We start from the raw sequence: 15,675 nt of genomic DNA, 5'->3' as shown, positions 1-15,675 counted from the left end.
TCAGGAGAACGGATGCCAGCCAAGAAGGATTTTCCAATCGTGGGCATCGGCGCGTCTGCCGGCGGGCTGGAGGCGTACAAGAACCTGCTGCGCTCCATGCCGGACGATACCGGCGCGGCCTTTATCCTGATCCAGCATCTCGATCCCAATCATCCCAGTATGATGGCAGACCTGCTGGCACGGCAGACAAAAATGACAGTCGTGCAGGCCGAGAACGAGATGCACCTGGCGCCGAACACCGTCTACGTGATTCCGCCCGGCAAATTCATCCGGCTTCTGGATCAAGGTCTGATCCTCGACGAACCGGTCGAAAAGCGCGGCATGCGGATGGCGATCGACTATTTCTTTCGGTCGCTCGCCGAGGGACGTGGCGAAAAGTCGATCGGTATCGTTCTTTCGGGCACCGGCAGCGACGGCACGCTGGGCCTGCGCGAGATCAAGGCCGCGGGCGGCATGGTGATGGTGCAGGACCCCGAAGAAGCCGAGCACGACGGCATGCCGCGCAGCGCAGCCAATACCGGGCTGGTCGATTTCCTTCTTCCGGTCGCGGAAATGCCCGACCGGCTGGCGCAGTTCATCAAGCATCCCTATCTGCGCGAACCGCAGGAAGAGGAGGCGGGGCTGGCCAAGGCCGCGCCGGATGGATTCAACGAGGTGCTGCACCTCTTGCGCACGCAGACCGATTTCGATTTTCGGTGCTACAAGAAAGGCACGGTCGAACGGCGTATCCAGCGCCGCATGGGGTTGGGGCAGTTCGAAACGCTGTCAGGTTACGTTGCCCACATGCGCGACAACAGCGAAGAGGTGCATCACCTGTTCCGTGATCTGCTGATCGGCGTGACCCGCTTTTTCCGGGAGCCTGAAACCTGGGACGCGTTGGCCGACCGGGTGATCGAACCGATGCTGGACCGCAAGAAAAAGGATGACGTGATCCGCGCCTGGGTGCCGGGCTGCGCCAGCGGGGAAGAAGCCTATACGTTGGCGGCGACCCTGTTTGCCCGCATGGACCGCCGGCGGGCGGCGCATCCGGTACAGATCTTTGCAACCGACCTGAACGCGCGGGCCATCGAAGTTGCCCGCGCCGGGCGCTACCCGCTGGCGGCGCTGCCGGATATCCCGGAACGGATACGGCAGAGCTTTGTCGTCGAGGAAGACGAGTGGTTCATGGTCAACAAGCGCCTGCGCGAAACTGTCGTTTTCGCCACGCAGAACGTGATCTCCGACCCGCCGTTCTCGCGGCTGGACATCATCACGTGCCGCAACCTGATGATCTATCTGGAATCGGATGTGCAACAGCGGATGATCGAGATGTTTCATTTCGCACTCGGCGACGAGGGGCACCTGCTGCTTGGCAATTCGGAGAATGCCGAACGTCCCGGCCGCCTGTTCGTGCCGGTAGACAAGGCCAACCGGATTTACCGCAAAACGGTCAGCGCGCGCGTGCGGCCCGGAAAATTCGCCATTGCGGCGGGCGGCAAGCGCCAGCAATCGAGGCCCGCGGCAAAGGAAAACTCCTATGCGACGGTTTCGGACCTTGCGCGGCGCAGGTTGATGGACCGTTTCGTGCCGGCGTCCGTCGTGGTCAACATGCGGCTCGAGGTGCTGTATTTCCATGGGCCGGTGCGGGAATACCTGGATTTTCCGGCCGGCGAGCCGACCAGCATCCTGACGGAAATGATCCTGCCGGAAATGCGCAGCAAGCTGCGCTTCGTGATACACGCGCTGCAGTCGGGCCAGGCCGACGCAGAGGCCGAGGCGCTCAGGGTGCCGCGTGGCGATCGAGAGCTGGACGTACGGATCAACGGGGAACGGGTCGACGCGCTGGACCGGGATCCGGCCTACCTGATCCATTTCCACGACGCGTCGGAACCGCGCGATGCGACCGCGGGCCAGGCTGCGCGCGAGAAGGCGCGCGAAGAGGCCGATCCCGAAGAACGCGATGCGGTGGCGGCGCTGGAATACGAATTGCAATCGACCCGCGAGGATCTGCAATCGACCATCGAGGAGATGGAAACCTCGAACGAAGAGGTCATGAGCATGAACGAGGAGCTTCAGTCCACCAACGAGGAACTGGAGACGTCCCGGGAGGAATTGCAGTCGCTGAACGAGGAGTTGTCGACGGTCAACAGTCAACTCGAAGACAAGATCGAGGAACTCGAGCAGACCAACAACGACCTGAACAACCTGCTGACCTCGATCGATATCGGGGTGATCTTCCTGGATACCAATCTGCTGATCCGCCGGTTCACCCCGGCGATGAAGGACGTGATGCGCATCATCGACGGTGATATCGGGCGTCCGGCGGAAGATATCGCGATGCGGGTGCATGACAGCAAGCTGATCGAAGACGCGCAAACCTGCCTGGAGAAGCTGACCGAGATAGAGGCGGAGATCAGCACGGACGACGGGCACCACAGGATCCGCCGCATGCGCCCCTACCGCACCTCGGAGAACCAGATACAGGGCGTCGTGATCACCTATACGGATGTCACAAACTTGCAGAATGCGCGCGCGGCCGCACGCCGGCGCGAGGCCCAGCAGCAGGCCGTGGCCGAGCTGGGCCGTGCGGCGCTGGCAGGGGGGGAGCTTCAGGCCATCTTCGACATGGCGGTGCGCGATTTGTCGGAACACATGGGCGTAAGGTTCACGAAGGTGCTGGAGCTTGACCCGGACGGTCTGAACCTGACCCTGCGCTCTGGCGTCGGCTGGACCCATGCGACCATCGGGTCATCCAAGGTGGGGTCGGGGATCGAAAGCCAGGCGGGGTATACGCTGCAACAGCGCGGCCCGGTCGTGGTCAACGATTTCCGCGAGGAACGGCGGTTTTCTGCGCCACGCCTGCTGAAGGACCATCACATCCTGTGCGGCGTCAGCGTGATCATCGGCCCCACGGATGCCCCCTGGGGCGTTCTGGGGGTGCACGAGGACAATCCGTCCCGCAGCCGTTTCGACACGGATGACATCAATTACCTGCAGGCCACGGCCAACGTGTTGTGGCTCGTGATCTCGCGCGGGCGTGCGTTGAAGCGCATCGATGAAGAACGATGGCAGCTGCGCAACATGGCTGACAGCCTGCCGATCCTGTTTGCCGTGATTAACGCCGACCAGCGGTACGAGTTCGTCAACAGCGGTTACGCATTCTGGGGGGCCTCACCGGACGAGATCGAGGGACAACGCGTTTCCGACCTGGTAAATCCCGAGGCTTACGAGGCGGTCGCCCCGCATATCGCCGCAGCGTTGCAAGGCCAGGACCAGACGTTCGAGGTCAGGATCGGCCCCGGAGCCGACGCGGAAAAACGCGATGTCCTGGTCAGTTACGCGCCCCGCCGCGATACCGACGGCAACGTGACAGGGTTCTATTCCGCCGCGCTGGACGTTTCTGAGCGCAAGCAGCTGGAGCGCGATCTTGCGGAGCGGTTCGATCAATACCGCACGCTTGGCGAGTCCATCCCCTTTGGGGTCTGGATCAACGATCCCGATGGCCAGCTGACCTATGTCAGTCCGGCCTTTCTGAAGCTTGTCGGGAAAACGATGGAACAAGCGCGGTCGGACGGGCTGATCGACTGCATCGATCCCGCGATGCGCGAAGAGATCGAAGAGTTGTGGCGCAAGACCCTGGCAAGCGGCGAGCCGTGGGAGCGGGAAATTCGTATCATCGGGGCGGATGGCAAGCTGTATCACACCTTGGCACTGGGCCGGCCGATCTGCGATCCCGATGGCCGGATCACCTCTTGGGTCGGTTTGAACCTGGACATCACCGAGCGCAAGGCCGAGGCGGATCGGCTGCGGGTCATCTCGGCGGAACTGGACCATCGGGTGAAGAACATCCTTGCGACGGTTTCGACGATTACGCGCATGACCGGGCGGTCCTCGAACACGCTGGAGGACTATCGCGATGCGCTTCAGGCACGGATCCGGGCGATGGCCGCGGCGCACAGGCAACTGGCCGATGCCAACTGGCAGGGGATGCCGCTGGAACAACTGATCGAGACGGAGATCGACCCGTATCGCGCCAACCGCAACGACTCGATCGTCATGCACGGCCCCTATGTGCAATTGCCGCCCCGCCTGGTGCAGACGCTGGCGCTGGCATTTCACGAGTTGACCACGAATTCGAGCAAGTACGGCGCCCTGTCGCAGGACGAGGGCCAGCTTGATATCAACTGGAAAACCGATGACGGTCTGGAAATAGAATGGATCGAAACAGGCCTGTCCGGCGTTACACCACCGTCCTCATCGGGTTTCGGCACCACGTTGTTGACCCGAATTCTTGCAGCCCAGGGAGCTGACGTAACAATGGACTATCCCGATACCGGCATTCGTGTCAGGATATCGCTAGCCAATTTGGCGTGAGATCGCGTCAGGAGGGACCGCGATGAAGGTTCTCGTACTTGAAGACGATCCCCTTTTGCAGATTGATCTCGCAGAGGTCCTGGAAATCATGGGGCACGAGGTGGTCGGCCCCTTCAGCGAGGAAGACCCGGCCATGCGGTCGTGCGATGCGTCCCTGCCGGATGCAGCGTTCGTCGACTACAACCTTGGCAAGGACCGCAACAGTTCCGACTTTGCGCGGCGGCTGTTTCGGGACGGTGTAAATTTCGCGTTCCTGACGGCCCATGGACGCCAGCATCTGCCATCCGACCTGCACGAGGTTCTGGTGATCGAGAAGCCTTACACCGAAGCGGATCTGGAGAAGTTCCTGGGCGCCGTGCGGAATTGAGGCGGGTCAGGCGAGAGCGCTGTTCGAGCGTTTGAAACGACCAAGCGCCTCGATCACCGTCTGTGCAGGCTCGGTCTTGTCGATCGTGATCACCGATGGATCCAGATCCCGGATACGCCGCTGCTCATCCAGGATGCCGCTGTACACGACGGTGGAAACGCCGCGTGACTGCAGTATCGCAAGCAGGCGCCTGCCTTCCGGCTCGTTGGGAAACGGACCTTTGAAGGAATTGCCGAGATCCAGGTCGAGAATGCAGTAATCGAAGGACCGCGCGTTGATGGCGGCAAGCGCGTCTTCGTAGCTGCACGCGCTTTTCAGTGACTGGCAGCCGGCATCGCTCAGAGCGACCTCCAGCCCGACACAGATCACCGGGTCGTCCTCGACGACAAGGACCGAAGACAGTGCCATCACATTCCTCAATTTTTTCTGCGCGCGCAGTGTAACATATCAGTAGAAGGGCCTGGAAACAACGTGCAATGCACGTCGTGCGCGGAGCATCGCCGTAGCCATACGCGTTCTGCGGCGAGAGGGGGCATGGGACGGGCCCTACAGAAACTGCTGCAACAGAATTTGAGTCGCGCGGTCGGGAGGCAGAAACTGGGTGTGGGTTGGTGCGCCACCGGGCTGGTCACGGGTCCTTTGGACGTGGGCCGGTCTGAAGCTGTCGCATGTCCGGGTGTGCATGGCCTGATCCTTTCGCAATCATGCCCATGGGTCGCGGAGAGGTTTGTTTCGGTTCAATCACGGTCCCGCGTCCGGGGCTTGCAAAGCGGGCGACACAGGCCATTTTTCTTAAGGACGCAAAAACGGGGGTATCCATGACCTACCAGAAAACAGAAGACGCCGTGGCGCGGCTGACGCCGGAGCAGTACCGCGTGACGCAGGAGAACGGCACCGAGCGGCCCTTCACCGGCGAATACAACGACAACAAGGCGGCGGGCATCTACGTCGACATCGTCTCTGGCGAGCCGCTGTTCGCCTCGTCCGACAAGTTCGAGAGCGGCTGCGGCTGGCCCAGTTTCACCAAGCCGATCGAACCCGCCCACGTGACCGAGCTGCAAGACGCCTCGCTTGGCATGGTCCGCACCGAGGTGCGCAGCGCCCATGGCGACAGCCATCTCGGCCACGTCTTTCCCGACGGGCCGCAGGACCGCGGCGGCCTGCGATACTGCATCAACTCGGCCTCGCTGCGGTTCATACCGCGTGACGAGATGGAGGCCGAAGGCTATGGTGACTACCTGGATCAAGTGGAGGACGTGTAATGGCTGAGGAACGCGCAGTGCTGGCCGGCGGATGCTTCTGGGGCATGCAGGAGCTGATCCGCAAGATGCCCGGCGTGGGCAAGACCCGCGTGGGATACACCGGGGGCGATGTGCCCAACGCCACCTACCGCAACCACGGCACCCATGCCGAGGGCATCGAGATCTGGTTCGACCCTGACAAGATCAGCTATCGGCAGATCCTGGAGTTCTTCTTCCAGATCCACGACCCGACCACGCTGAACCGGCAGGGCAACGACATGGGCATGAGCTATCGTTCGGCGATCTACTATGTGAACGACGCGCAAAAGGCCGTGGCCGAGGACACGATTGCCGACGTGAACGCCTCGGGCCTGTGGCCCGGCAAGGTCGTGACCGAGGTCGAGCCCGTGGGCGATTTCTGGGAGGCCGAGGCCGAACACCAGGATTACCTTGTGCGGTTTCCGGCCGGATACACCTGCCATTTCCCGCGCCCCGACTGGGTGCTGCCGCGGCGCGACGCGGCGGAATAGGGCGGCGCCGACACTCTGACGAACTGCCATTCAGGGCCGTCCCATGCGGGGCGGCTCTTTTGATTTGCTACAAATCTACCCAAAAATACCCTGTTGCGTCGTGGGTCGAGACACTTAGTATTCTTGCCACAAACAGGGAGAGATAACCAATGAACAAGATGATCGGAGCCGGCGTCACCGCCGCGCTGTCCTTTGCGTTTGCCGGAGAAGCCTTGGCCGTCGAATGGAACGTGTCCGTGTGGGGCAAGCGCCGTGCCTTCACCGAGCATGTCGAGAAGCTGGCCGAGCTGGTCGCAGAAAAGACCGACGGCGAGTTTACCATGAATGTCAGCTATGGCGGGCTGTCGAAGAACAAGGAGAATCTTGACGGGATTTCCATCGGTGCCTTCGAGATGGCCCAGTTCTGTGCCGGCTATCACCCCGACAAGAACCGCGTGATCACCGTGCTGGAGCTGCCGTTCCTGGGTGTCACCAACCTCGATGAAGAGGTCGCCGTGTCCACTGCCGTGTACAACCACCCGGCCGCCGCCGAGGAGATGGCGCAGTGGAATGCCAAGCTGCTGATGACCTCGCCGATGCCGCAATACAACCTTGTCGGCACGGGCGAGCCGCGTGACGAACTGGCCGATTTCGAAGGGATGCGGGTGCGCGCCACCGGCGGCCTTGGCGAGGCGTTCAAGGCGGTGGGGGCGGTGCCCACCTCGGTGACCGCGACCGAAGCCTACCAGGCGATGGAATCGGGCGTCGTCGACACGGTGTCGTTCGCGCAGCACGCGCATCTGAGCTTTGGCACGATCAACCAGGCGGACTGGTGGACGGCCAACCTGAACCCCGGCACGGTGAATTGCCCGGTGGTGGTGAACATCGACGCCTATGAAGGGCTGAGCGACGAACACCGCGAGGCGCTGGACAGCTCGGTGCCCGAGGCGCTGGACCACTACCTGGCCAATTATGCCGAGCTTCTGAAGCGCTGGGACAGCGTTCTGGAGGAAAAGGGCGTCGAGAAAGTGATGATCGACGACAGCGTGAAGGAAGAGTTCAAGGCGCAGGCCGCGGACCCCGCGCGCGAAGCCTGGATCGAGGAAATGGAAGCGCAGGGCCTGCCGGGCCAGGAGCTGTATGACCTCGTGCAGAGCACGCTGGAAGAGCAACGCGCGTCGAACTGAGCGCGGCTGGCCGTCCGGGGGCCGACCCCGGACGGCTTGTCTATAAAGGGTGCCGAGCATGGTCGTAGAAGTGAATCAACAGCCGCTGATCATTCTTCTGAAGGTCACTGACCCGGACGGTCAGAAGATCCATTCCGAGGAATATCGCATCCCGGCCACCGCCTATGCGCCGCCGATCCCGGATGTGGGGCAGTCGTGGAACCTGTGGGTCGAAGGCAAGAACTGGCCTTGCATCGTGCTGAAGAAGACGGTGACCACCAGCTTCGGCGGCAAGGGGCTGGGCACCACCCTGAGCATCGCCGTGGAACGGACAGAGTAGCGCATGGCGGGGGCTTCGACCGTCCTGAGCGACAGCAGCCTGCTGAGCCGACTGGACCGCGCGCTGCTGCCGGTGGAGCGGTTCATGGCGTTGTTGAGCGGGATTGCTGCATTTTCCCTCATGTTTCTGGCAGCTTACTCTGTAGGTGGGCGCAAGTTCTTCGACGCGCCGCTGGCGGGATACGTGGATTACATCGAGGTGTTGATGCCGCTGATCGCAATCATGGGCATCTCATACGTGCAGCGCGAGGGCGGGCATATTCGCATGGATATCCTGATCGGGAACCTGCACGGTCGCCTGCTTTGGCTGCTGGAGTTCATCACGGTTCTGCTGGTGCTGGTTCTGATGATCGCGCTGGTCTGGGGGGCCTGGGCGCATTTCGACAGGTCCTTCGATTGTGCAAGGCCCTTGTGTTCGCGCGACAGCACGATCGATATCGGCCTGCCGGTATGGCCTGCGAAACTGGTCGTCCCGGTCGCGTTCGGCGTGCTGGTGCTGCGCCTGATCCTGCAGGCGGTGGGATATGCGCGTGCCTTTGCGCTTGGCCTCGAGCGGCCCGTGGCGGTGCCGCTGACGCTGTCGGTGGCCGAGCAGGCCGCGCTTGAAGCCGAACAACTGGAAGGGCGCGACTGATGGATCCGATCACCATCGGGCTGTGGACCACCGGATTCATGCTGGTGATGGTGGTCATCGGGATGCGCGTGGCCTTTGCGGCGGGGCTTGCGGGCTTTGTCGGGCTGATCGTCATCTTCTGGTCCAAGAAGGATTTCGGCGGCGAGGATTTCTGGTGGGCGTTGACGGTGGCGGTCAAGACCGCGGGGCAGGTGCCGCATTCCAAGGTGTCGGCGAACGCACTTTCCCTGATCCCGACCTTCATCCTGATCGGGTACCTGGCCTATTACGCGGGCCTGACACGCGCCCTGTTCGAGGCCGCCAAGCGGTGGATCGCCTGGGTGCCCGGGGGCCTGGCCGTGTCGACGGTTTTCGCCACTGCCGGTTTTGCGGCGGTGTCGGGGGCGTCGGTGGCCACGGCGGCGGTGTTTGCCCGTATAGCTATCCCCGAAATGCTTAAGATTGGGTATAACAAACAGTTCGCTGCTGGCGTGGTGGCCGCCGGGGGCACGCTGGCGAGCCTGATTCCACCCTCGGCCATCCTGGTGATCTATGCGATCATCGTGGAGCAGGACGTGGGCAAACTGCTGCTTGCGGGGTTCATCCCCGGCGCCTTCTCGGCGCTGGTCTATGCGGCGTTGATCATCGGGATCGCGCTGATCTTCAAGTCCGTGGGGCCGCCGGTGGGCGGGTTCACCTGGCGCGAGAAATTCGCCTCCTTGCCCTCTGCGCTGCCGATCGTGGCGGTGGTCGTGATCATCATCTTCTTCGTCTACAACCCCTTTGGCGATGCCTGGGGCACGCCCACCGAAGGCGGCGCGGTGGGGGCGTTCATCGTGTTCCTGATGGCGCTGTGGCGCGGCATGCGGCTGCGCGAGTTGAAATCGGCGCTGATCGAGACCGCGAAGCTGACGGTGATGATCTTCACCATCATCTGGGGCGTGCTGATTTACGTGCGATTCCTGGGGTTTGCGGACCTGCCGGGGGCGTTTGCCGACTGGATCACGTCGCTGACCGTGTCGCCGATGCTGATCCTGATCTGCATCCTGCTGGCCTATGCCGTGCTGGGCATGTTCATGGACGCGATCGGGATGCTGCTCTTGACGCTGCCGGTGGTCTATCCGGCGGTCATGGCGCTGAACGGGGGCGAGTTCGTCAGCGTCGAGGACAGCGCCTTCGGCATGTCGGGCGAGATGTGCGCGATCTGGTTCGGGATCCTGGTGGTGAAGATGGCGGAGTTCTGTCTGATCACGCCGCCCATCGGCCTGAACTGTTTCGTGGTGGCGGGCGTGCGGCCGGACCTGAGTGTGCAGGACGTGTTCAAGGGGGTGATGCCGTTCTTCATCGCCGATGCGGTGACGATCGGGCTGCTGGTGGCGTTTCCGATCATCGTGCTGTGGCTGCCGGGGTTGGCGTAGCCCTGCGAATCACTTGGTTAATCAGGGGTTTGGCCGGAAAATCCCGTGTCGGTATCGCGTCGGTATCCGAGTGGTATTCCGACGGTGCGATGTCTTCCGGCCTCCGGTGTTAACGGATCGGGCGTTGCGCACCGCGGCTCGCGTGGCGGATTTGAGTATTTTTTGCAAGAAAAAGCCGGGGCGGTCTAGCCGCGGCAGAGGCTGCGCGCGGTGGAGAGGATCGTGTCGGCGCTTGGCATCGTGGCGGCGTAGGCCGGGCCGGTGGCGATGAAGCTGTCGGTGGCGGTGAGGCGGCTGTGGGGGATGTCCGTGTGCTCGGTGAAGAGCGCCATCAGCGCCTCGGCCACGCCGCCGGAGTGGCGGGTCTCGTCCACGATCAGGATGCGCTTGCAGCCCGCCACAGCGTCCAGCAGGGCCGGGCCGGGAAGCGGCGAGAGCCAGCGCAGGTCGATGACGCGGGTGCCGAGGCCGTCGGTGTCGAGCTGGGCCTGCGCCTGGCGCGAGAGGTGGTGGCCGTTGCCGAAGGTGACGATGGCGAGATCGGTGCCGTCGCCATGCTGGCCGACCTGGCCGAGGGAAATGGTCTCGGACGGGTCGGGATAGGTGGTGAGCCAGGCGTTGTCGCCGGGTTCCGCGAGGTCGCGCATGGGGTAGAGGGCGATGGGTTCGAGGAAGACGACGAGGCGCTGTTCCTCGCGCGCGAGACGGACGCATTCGCGGAGCATACGGGCGGCGTCGGCGCCGGTGGAGGGGCAGGCGAGGATAAGGCCGGGGATGTCGCGCAGGACGGCGATGGAATTGTCGTTGTGGAAGTGCCCGCCGAAGCCTTTCTGGTACCCCAGCCCCGCGATGCGGAGGACCATGGGGTTGGTGTATTGGCCGTTGGAGAAGAAGGGCAGGGTCGCGGCCTCGCCGCGCAACTGGTCCTCGGCGTTGTGGAGATAGGCGAGGAACTGGATTTCGGGGATCGGCAGGAAGCCATTATGGGCCATGCCGATGCCGAGGCCTAGAATGGAGGTCTCGTCCAGCAGGCTGTCGATGACGCGGGCGGGGCCGAAGCGGTTTTGCAGCTTTTGCGTGACGCCGTAGACGCCGCCCTTGCGGCCCACATCCTCGCCCATGCATATGATTTCGGGGTGGGTGAGCATGAGGTCGGTGAGCGCCCAGTTGATGTGGCGCGACAGGATCTGCGGCTCGTCCATCGCCTTGAGGTCGGGGCCGAAGGCTGCCGCGCGGGCCTCGGGCGTGGGGCCGTTGGTGGGGGCGCATGTGCGCTTGGGCGGGATGAGGGAGGCCATGACGTCCCGCGCGGTTTGCAGGCGGGGCCGGGTGGCGGCCTGGTTGCAGGTCTTTTCGACCTCGGCGCAGGTGTCGGTATAGAGCGTGCAAGCGTCCTGCGGGGTCAGGATGTCGGACTTGTCCAGCAGGCGGACGGAATGGAGAAGGGGGTCGTTGGCCTCGTCGGCCTCGACCTCGGATTTGGGCAGGTAGGTGGTGGGCACATCGGCACCGGCATGGCCGTAGAGGCGCACGGTGCGGATGTGCAGGAAGACGGGCTGCCGATGCGTGCGGGCGTGGTGGGCGGCGCGTTGGGCCGTGGCGTAGGTGTCGAAGATGTCTACGCCGTCGCAGGCCATATAGGTCAGGCCCGGGCGGTGGGCGAAATTGGCGGCGATCCAGCCCTTGGGGGTTTTCACGGATATGCCGATGCCGTTGTCCTCGCACACGAAAAGCATCGGAAGGGGCACGTTCTGATAGGCGGTCCAGGCGGCGGTGTTGAAGGCGGCCTGGGCGCTGGCGTGGTTGGCCGAGGCGTCGCCGAAGCTGGCCATGACGATGCTATCACGGGGCAGCTGTTCATGCTCGGGCGCGTGGCGGCGGGCGAGGCCGAGGGAATAGGCGGTGCCGACCGCCTTGGGCAGGTGGCTGGCGATGGTGGAGGTCTGGGGCGGGACGTTGAGCGCCTTGGAGCCAAGCACCTTGTGGCGGCCGCCGGAGATGGGATCCTCGGAGGAGCAGGCGAAGGATAGGGCCATGTCCGTGGCGATGTCCTCGTGCCCGGTCTGCAGGGCGCGGGCGATCTGGAAGGCGGCGTCGCGGTAGTGCAGGAAGGCCATGTCAGTGGGGCGCAGGGCAACGGAGACGGCGGCCATGCCTTCGTGCCCCGAGGAGCCGATGGTGTAGTAGCCTTGGCCGGCTTTCTGCATGACGCGGGCTTGCTGGTCCAAGGCGCGGGAGAGGCATTGGGCGCGGAAGATCAGGCGGGCTGTCTCGGCGTCGAGCGGGCCGGAGGGGTCGCGGCCCGGGGGCAGGTCGCCCGCGGCGGTGCGGGACAGAAAGTTTTCGTGCACGATCTGGGCGCGGTCCATGGGCAATCTCCTTCTTGGTCGAAGGGGTAGAGAAGCCGCGCGGGAAAGGGAAGGGTCAGGTGCCGGGATCGTGGCGGGTGATGCCGCCGATGGCGGTGGTGAGGTCGGTCGCGGCCTGCATCACGGCGGCGCTGAGCCGGTCGATATCGCCGGTGCCGACGCGGCTGGTGGGGCCGGAGACGGAGATGCCGGCGACAGGCTCGTTGTTGAAGTCGAAGACCGGGGCGGCGATGCAGCGCATTCCGATGTTCTTTTCCTCGCCGTCGATGGCATAGCCGCGTGACCGGGTGAGGGCGAGTTCGGTGCGCAGGGCGTCCGCGTCGGTGATGGAATGTTCGGTGAAGGCGGTGAGGGGCTGGTTGCTTAGCAGGCGGGTCAGGCGGGCGTCGTCCATTTCCGCCAGCAGCGCCTTGCCGATGCCCGAGGCGTGCATCTGCGAGAGCGTGCCGGGTGGGAAGAAGGCGCGGATGCTGGCATGGGTTTCGACCTGGCTGACGAAAAGGACCTGGCCGGATGTCTCGATACCGAGGTTGGCGGTTTCGCCGGTCACTTCCATCAGGCGGCGCAGCACGGGGCGGGCGCGTTCGACCAGCGTGGTGCGGCGCAGGAAGCGGGCACCGATGATGAAGGCCTGCGGGCCGATATGCCAGGCCTGTTCCTCGGGGTCGAATTCCACGAGGCCGCGCGTTTCCAGCGTGACGAGCACGCGGTAGAGCGTGGCGGGGGACTGATCCATCTCGGTGGCGAGTTCCGAGAGCGCCTTGCCCTGGTGTTGGCTGACGTAATCGAGCACCTCCATCGCGCGGTCGAGGGATTTGATGGTGTTCTGATCGGTCTTGTCGTCCCAGCCGCGGGGGCGGCCGCGGGCGCGTCTTGGGGAGGGATTCGGGGTGGCCATGGCGTGCCTCAAACATTTTTGAAATATTACTTCACGTTATGAAAAATATAAGAGACTGACAAGTCTATATAAAATCAACCTGCAGAAAAATGAAAAATGATTTCAAAAAAATTTTCAAGCGGGCACGAGGCCTGTACACAGGAGGTGAGTTTTGGAGGAGAGATCCATGAGTTTTCAAAATCCGGTGTTCATTCCCGGCCCGACCAACATTCCCGAAAGCCTGCGCAAGGCGTGCGACATGCCGACGATCGACCACCGCTCGGCGCTGTTCGGGGACATCCTGCATCCCGCGCGGGCGGGCGTTCAAAAGGTCCTGAAGTCGAAGAATGCGGAAGTGTTCATCTTTCCGTCGACCGGCACGGGCGGCTGGGAAACGGCGTTGACCAACACGCTGTCGCCGGGCGACAAGGTTCTGGTGGCGCGCAACGGCATGTTCAGCCATCGCTGGATCGACATGTGCGAGCGGCACGGGCTTGATCTGGTGATTGATGAAACCCCTTGGGGCGAAGGCATTTCCGCCGCGCGCTATGGCGAGATCCTGGAGGCCGACAAGGGCCGCGAGATCAAGGCGGTGCTGGCCACGCATAACGAGACGGCGACCGGCGTGAAGTCGGACATCGAGGCGATCCGCACCGCGATGGACGCCGCCGGGCACCCCGCGATGCTGTTCGTCGACGGCGTCAGCTCGATCGGGTCGATGGATTTCCGCATGGACGAGTGGGGCGTGGACGTGGCCGTGACCGGCTCGCAGAAAGGGTTCATGCTGCCCGTGGGGCTGGCCATCGTGGGGTTCAGCGAAAAGGCGATGGAGGCGACGAAGAGCGCCGGACTGCACCGTACGTTCTTTGACGTGCACGACATGCTGAAGGGCTATGCCAACAGCGCCTATCCCTACACGCCCGCCGCCGGGCTGATGAATGGGTTGAAAGTGTCCTGCGACATGCTGCTGGACGAGGGGCTGGAGGCGGTCTTTGCCCGTCATACCCGGATCGCCGACGGTGTCAGGGCGGCGGCGCAGGCGTGGGGATTGCCGCTGTGTGCCAAGACGCCCGAGGTTTACTCGGATACGGTAAGTGCTATCTGTACGCCCGATGGGTTCAACGCGACCGACATCGTGACTCATGCCGCCGATGCCTATGGCATGGCGTTCGGCGTGGGGCTGGGCGAGGTTGCCGGCAAGGTGTTCCGGATCGGCCACCTTGGCAGCCTGACCGACGCGATGATGATCTCGGGCCTTGGCGTGGCCGAGATGTGCATGGTCGACCTGGGCCTCGACCTAGAACTGGGTTCGGGTGTGGCGGCGGCACAGGACGTGTGGCGCAAGCGCCCGGCCTTGGCAAAGAAGGATGCCGCGTGATGAAAGACGGAGCGGAGATGTATATCCCCACATACCAGGACATGCTGGACGCGCACGAGCGGATCAAGCCGCATATCAACCGGACGCCGGTGTTGCAGTCGGCCTATCTGAACGAGCTGACCGGGGCGGAGCTGTTCTTCAAGTGCGAGAACTTCCAGGAGCCGGGGGCGTTCAAGGTCCGTGGCGGATCAAACGCCGTGTTCGGCCTGAGCGACAAACAGGCGGAAAAGGGCGTGGCGACGCATTCGTCCGGCAACCACGCGCTGTGCCTGAGCTATGCCGCGGGCCGGCGGGGCATACCGTGCAACGTGGTGATGCCGCGCACCGCGCCGCAAGCCAAGAAGGACGCCGTGCGGCGCTATGGCGGGACGATCACGGAATGCGAGCCGTCCACGTCGAGCCGCGAGGCGGTGTTCGCCGAGGTGCAGGAAAAGACCGGCGGCGAGTTCGTGCATCCCTATAACGACCCGCGCGTGATCGCCGGGCAAGGGACGTGTTCGAAAGAGTTCATGGAGCAGGTCGATGGCCTCGAGATGATGGTCGCGCCCATCGGGGGCGGCGGCATGGTTTCGGGCACCTGCCTGACACTGTCGACCCTGGCGCCCGAGGTTAAGATCATCGCGGCCGAGCCGGAGCAGGCGGACGACGCCTATCGCAGCTTCAAGGCGGGGCATATCATCGCCGACGACGCGCCGGATACCATCGCGGACGGGCTGAAAGTGCCGCTGAAGGACCTGACTTGGCATTTCGTGTCGAACCACGTGAGCGAGATGTATACCGCGAGCGAGGAAGAGATCGTCGACGCGATGAAGATCACCTGGAAATACCTGCGGATCGTGATGGAGCCCAGCTGTGCCGTGCCGCTGGCGGTGATCCTGAAGAACAAGGACGCCTTCAAGGGCAAGCGCGTGGGTGTGATCGTGACCGGCGGGAACGTGGACCTCGACAAGCTGCCGTGGATGACTGCGTGATCCCTTTGCACCCGGTTGCGGTTTCCGATAGGAAACTTACGTAGACGATATGAGCCGGCAGGGCGGCGTGGCCC

The 15,675-nt window shown here is 63.5% G+C and carries 13 protein-coding genes; 10 read left to right on the top strand and 3 right to left on the bottom strand.

Translation table 11 applies throughout. From position 1 onward, the window contains the following. Nucleotides 1–12: 12 nt before the first annotated feature. Nucleotides 13–4,353, top strand: coding sequence for a chemotaxis protein CheB (locus tag FIU85_RS10280; RefSeq protein ID WP_152496824.1), 4,341 nt, complete (start codon nucleotides 13–15; stop codon nucleotides 4,351–4,353). Nucleotides 4,354–4,375: 22 nt separating this feature from the next. After that, nucleotides 4,376–4,720 (top strand): response regulator, encoded by a 345-nt coding sequence (locus tag FIU85_RS10275; RefSeq protein ID WP_152490841.1) that lies wholly within the window; start codon nucleotides 4,376–4,378, stop codon nucleotides 4,718–4,720. A gap of 6 nt (nucleotides 4,721–4,726) precedes the next feature. Here the strand turns inward: FIU85_RS10275 and FIU85_RS10270 are convergent, their stop codons facing one another. After that, a complete protein-coding gene (locus FIU85_RS10270; protein ID WP_152490842.1) occupies nucleotides 4,727–5,128 on the bottom strand; it encodes a response regulator in 402 nt (133 codons plus the stop codon). A 410-nt stretch (nucleotides 5,129–5,538) separates the two neighbouring features. Between FIU85_RS10270 and msrB the strand changes: the two genes are divergently transcribed. The 6 genes from msrB (at nucleotide 5,539) to FIU85_RS10240 (ending at nucleotide 10,006) form a co-directional block, all read left to right on the top strand. Then, a complete protein-coding gene (msrB, locus tag FIU85_RS10265; protein ID WP_152496823.1) occupies nucleotides 5,539–5,982 on the top strand; it encodes a peptide-methionine (R)-S-oxide reductase MsrB in 444 nt (147 codons plus the stop codon). After that, nucleotides 5,982–6,491: a peptide-methionine (S)-S-oxide reductase MsrA gene (gene msrA / locus FIU85_RS10260; RefSeq protein ID WP_152490844.1), complete on the top strand. Its 510-nt coding sequence runs from the start codon at nucleotides 5,982–5,984 to the stop codon at nucleotides 6,489–6,491. Before msrB ends, msrA begins: the two co-directional genes overlap by 1 nt. 149 nt (nucleotides 6,492–6,640) lie before the next feature. After that, complete coding sequence (locus FIU85_RS10255; RefSeq protein ID WP_152490845.1) at nucleotides 6,641–7,657, top strand: C4-dicarboxylate TRAP transporter substrate-binding protein; 1,017 nt, start codon at nucleotides 6,641–6,643, stop codon at nucleotides 7,655–7,657. Between the two features lie 58 nt (nucleotides 7,658–7,715). Beyond that, nucleotides 7,716–7,976: a hypothetical protein gene (locus FIU85_RS10250; RefSeq protein ID WP_152496822.1), complete on the top strand. Its 261-nt coding sequence runs from the start codon at nucleotides 7,716–7,718 to the stop codon at nucleotides 7,974–7,976. Between the two features lie 3 nt (nucleotides 7,977–7,979). Beyond that, nucleotides 7,980–8,609, top strand: coding sequence for a TRAP transporter small permease subunit (locus FIU85_RS10245; protein WP_152490847.1), 630 nt, complete (start codon nucleotides 7,980–7,982; stop codon nucleotides 8,607–8,609). After that, complete coding sequence (locus FIU85_RS10240; RefSeq protein WP_152490848.1) at nucleotides 8,609–10,006, top strand: TRAP transporter large permease; 1,398 nt, start codon at nucleotides 8,609–8,611, stop codon at nucleotides 10,004–10,006. Before FIU85_RS10245 ends, FIU85_RS10240 begins: the two co-directional genes overlap by 1 nt. Before the next feature lie 185 nt (nucleotides 10,007–10,191). Here the strand turns inward: FIU85_RS10240 and FIU85_RS10235 are convergent, their stop codons facing one another. Both FIU85_RS10235 and bhcR read right to left on the bottom strand, forming a co-directional pair. After that, complete coding sequence (locus FIU85_RS10235; RefSeq protein WP_152496821.1) at nucleotides 10,192–12,375, bottom strand: alpha-ketoacid dehydrogenase subunit alpha/beta; 2,184 nt, start codon at nucleotides 12,373–12,375, stop codon at nucleotides 10,192–10,194. Nucleotides 12,376–12,430: 55 nt separating this feature from the next. Further along, the gene (gene bhcR, locus FIU85_RS10230; protein ID WP_152496820.1) at nucleotides 12,431–13,273 is read right to left on the bottom strand and encodes an HTH-type transcriptional regulator BhcR; all 843 of its coding nucleotides are present in this window, start codon (nucleotides 13,271–13,273) and stop codon (nucleotides 12,431–12,433) included. A 166-nt stretch (nucleotides 13,274–13,439) separates the two neighbouring features. On the opposite strand from bhcR, the gene bhcA reads away from it, so the two are divergent. Both bhcA and bhcB read left to right on the top strand, forming a co-directional pair. Next, complete coding sequence (gene bhcA, locus FIU85_RS10225; RefSeq protein ID WP_152496819.1) at nucleotides 13,440–14,630, top strand: L-aspartate--glyoxylate aminotransferase BhcA; 1,191 nt, start codon at nucleotides 13,440–13,442, stop codon at nucleotides 14,628–14,630. Beyond that, nucleotides 14,630–15,601: a beta-hydroxyaspartate dehydratase BhcB gene (gene bhcB, locus FIU85_RS10220; RefSeq protein ID WP_152496818.1), complete on the top strand. Its 972-nt coding sequence runs from the start codon at nucleotides 14,630–14,632 to the stop codon at nucleotides 15,599–15,601. Before bhcA ends, bhcB begins: the two co-directional genes overlap by 1 nt. Nucleotides 15,602–15,675: the final 74 nt, after the last annotated feature.

This window comes from Roseovarius sp. THAF8, assembly GCF_009363735.1.
In the GTDB taxonomy this organism is placed as follows: Bacteria; Pseudomonadota; Alphaproteobacteria; order Rhodobacterales; family Rhodobacteraceae; genus Roseovarius.
Note: the sequence above shows the minus strand (reverse complement) of the source record. Positions and strands in the feature narration are given on the sequence as shown.

Excerpts from the sequence above, each read along its gene's own strand:
- FIU85_RS10235 (WP_152496821.1), bottom strand. The coding sequence starts at position 12,375 with ATGGACCGCGCCCAGATCGTGCACGAAAACTTTCTGTCCCGCACCGCC.
- FIU85_RS10275 (WP_152490841.1), top strand. The coding sequence starts at position 4,376 with ATGAAGGTTCTCGTACTTGAAGACGATCCCCTTTTGCAGATTGATCTC.
- FIU85_RS10270 (WP_152490842.1), bottom strand. The coding sequence starts at position 5,128 with ATGGCACTGTCTTCGGTCCTTGTCGTCGAGGACGACCCGGTGATCTGT.
- msrB (WP_152496823.1), top strand. The coding sequence starts at position 5,539 with ATGACCTACCAGAAAACAGAAGACGCCGTGGCGCGGCTGACGCCGGAG.
- bhcA (WP_152496819.1), top strand. The coding sequence starts at position 13,440 with ATGAGTTTTCAAAATCCGGTGTTCATTCCCGGCCCGACCAACATTCCC.
- bhcB (WP_152496818.1), top strand. The coding sequence starts at position 14,630 with ATGAAAGACGGAGCGGAGATGTATATCCCCACATACCAGGACATGCTG.
- bhcR (WP_152496820.1), bottom strand. The coding sequence starts at position 13,273 with ATGGCCACCCCGAATCCCTCCCCAAGACGCGCCCGCGGCCGCCCCCGC.
- FIU85_RS10240 (WP_152490848.1), top strand. The coding sequence starts at position 8,609 with ATGGATCCGATCACCATCGGGCTGTGGACCACCGGATTCATGCTGGTG.
- FIU85_RS10245 (WP_152490847.1), top strand. The coding sequence starts at position 7,980 with ATGGCGGGGGCTTCGACCGTCCTGAGCGACAGCAGCCTGCTGAGCCGA.
- FIU85_RS10280 (WP_152496824.1), top strand. The coding sequence starts at position 13 with ATGCCAGCCAAGAAGGATTTTCCAATCGTGGGCATCGGCGCGTCTGCC.
- msrA (WP_152490844.1), top strand. The coding sequence starts at position 5,982 with ATGGCTGAGGAACGCGCAGTGCTGGCCGGCGGATGCTTCTGGGGCATG.
- FIU85_RS10250 (WP_152496822.1), top strand. The coding sequence starts at position 7,716 with ATGGTCGTAGAAGTGAATCAACAGCCGCTGATCATTCTTCTGAAGGTC.
- FIU85_RS10255 (WP_152490845.1), top strand. The coding sequence starts at position 6,641 with ATGAACAAGATGATCGGAGCCGGCGTCACCGCCGCGCTGTCCTTTGCG.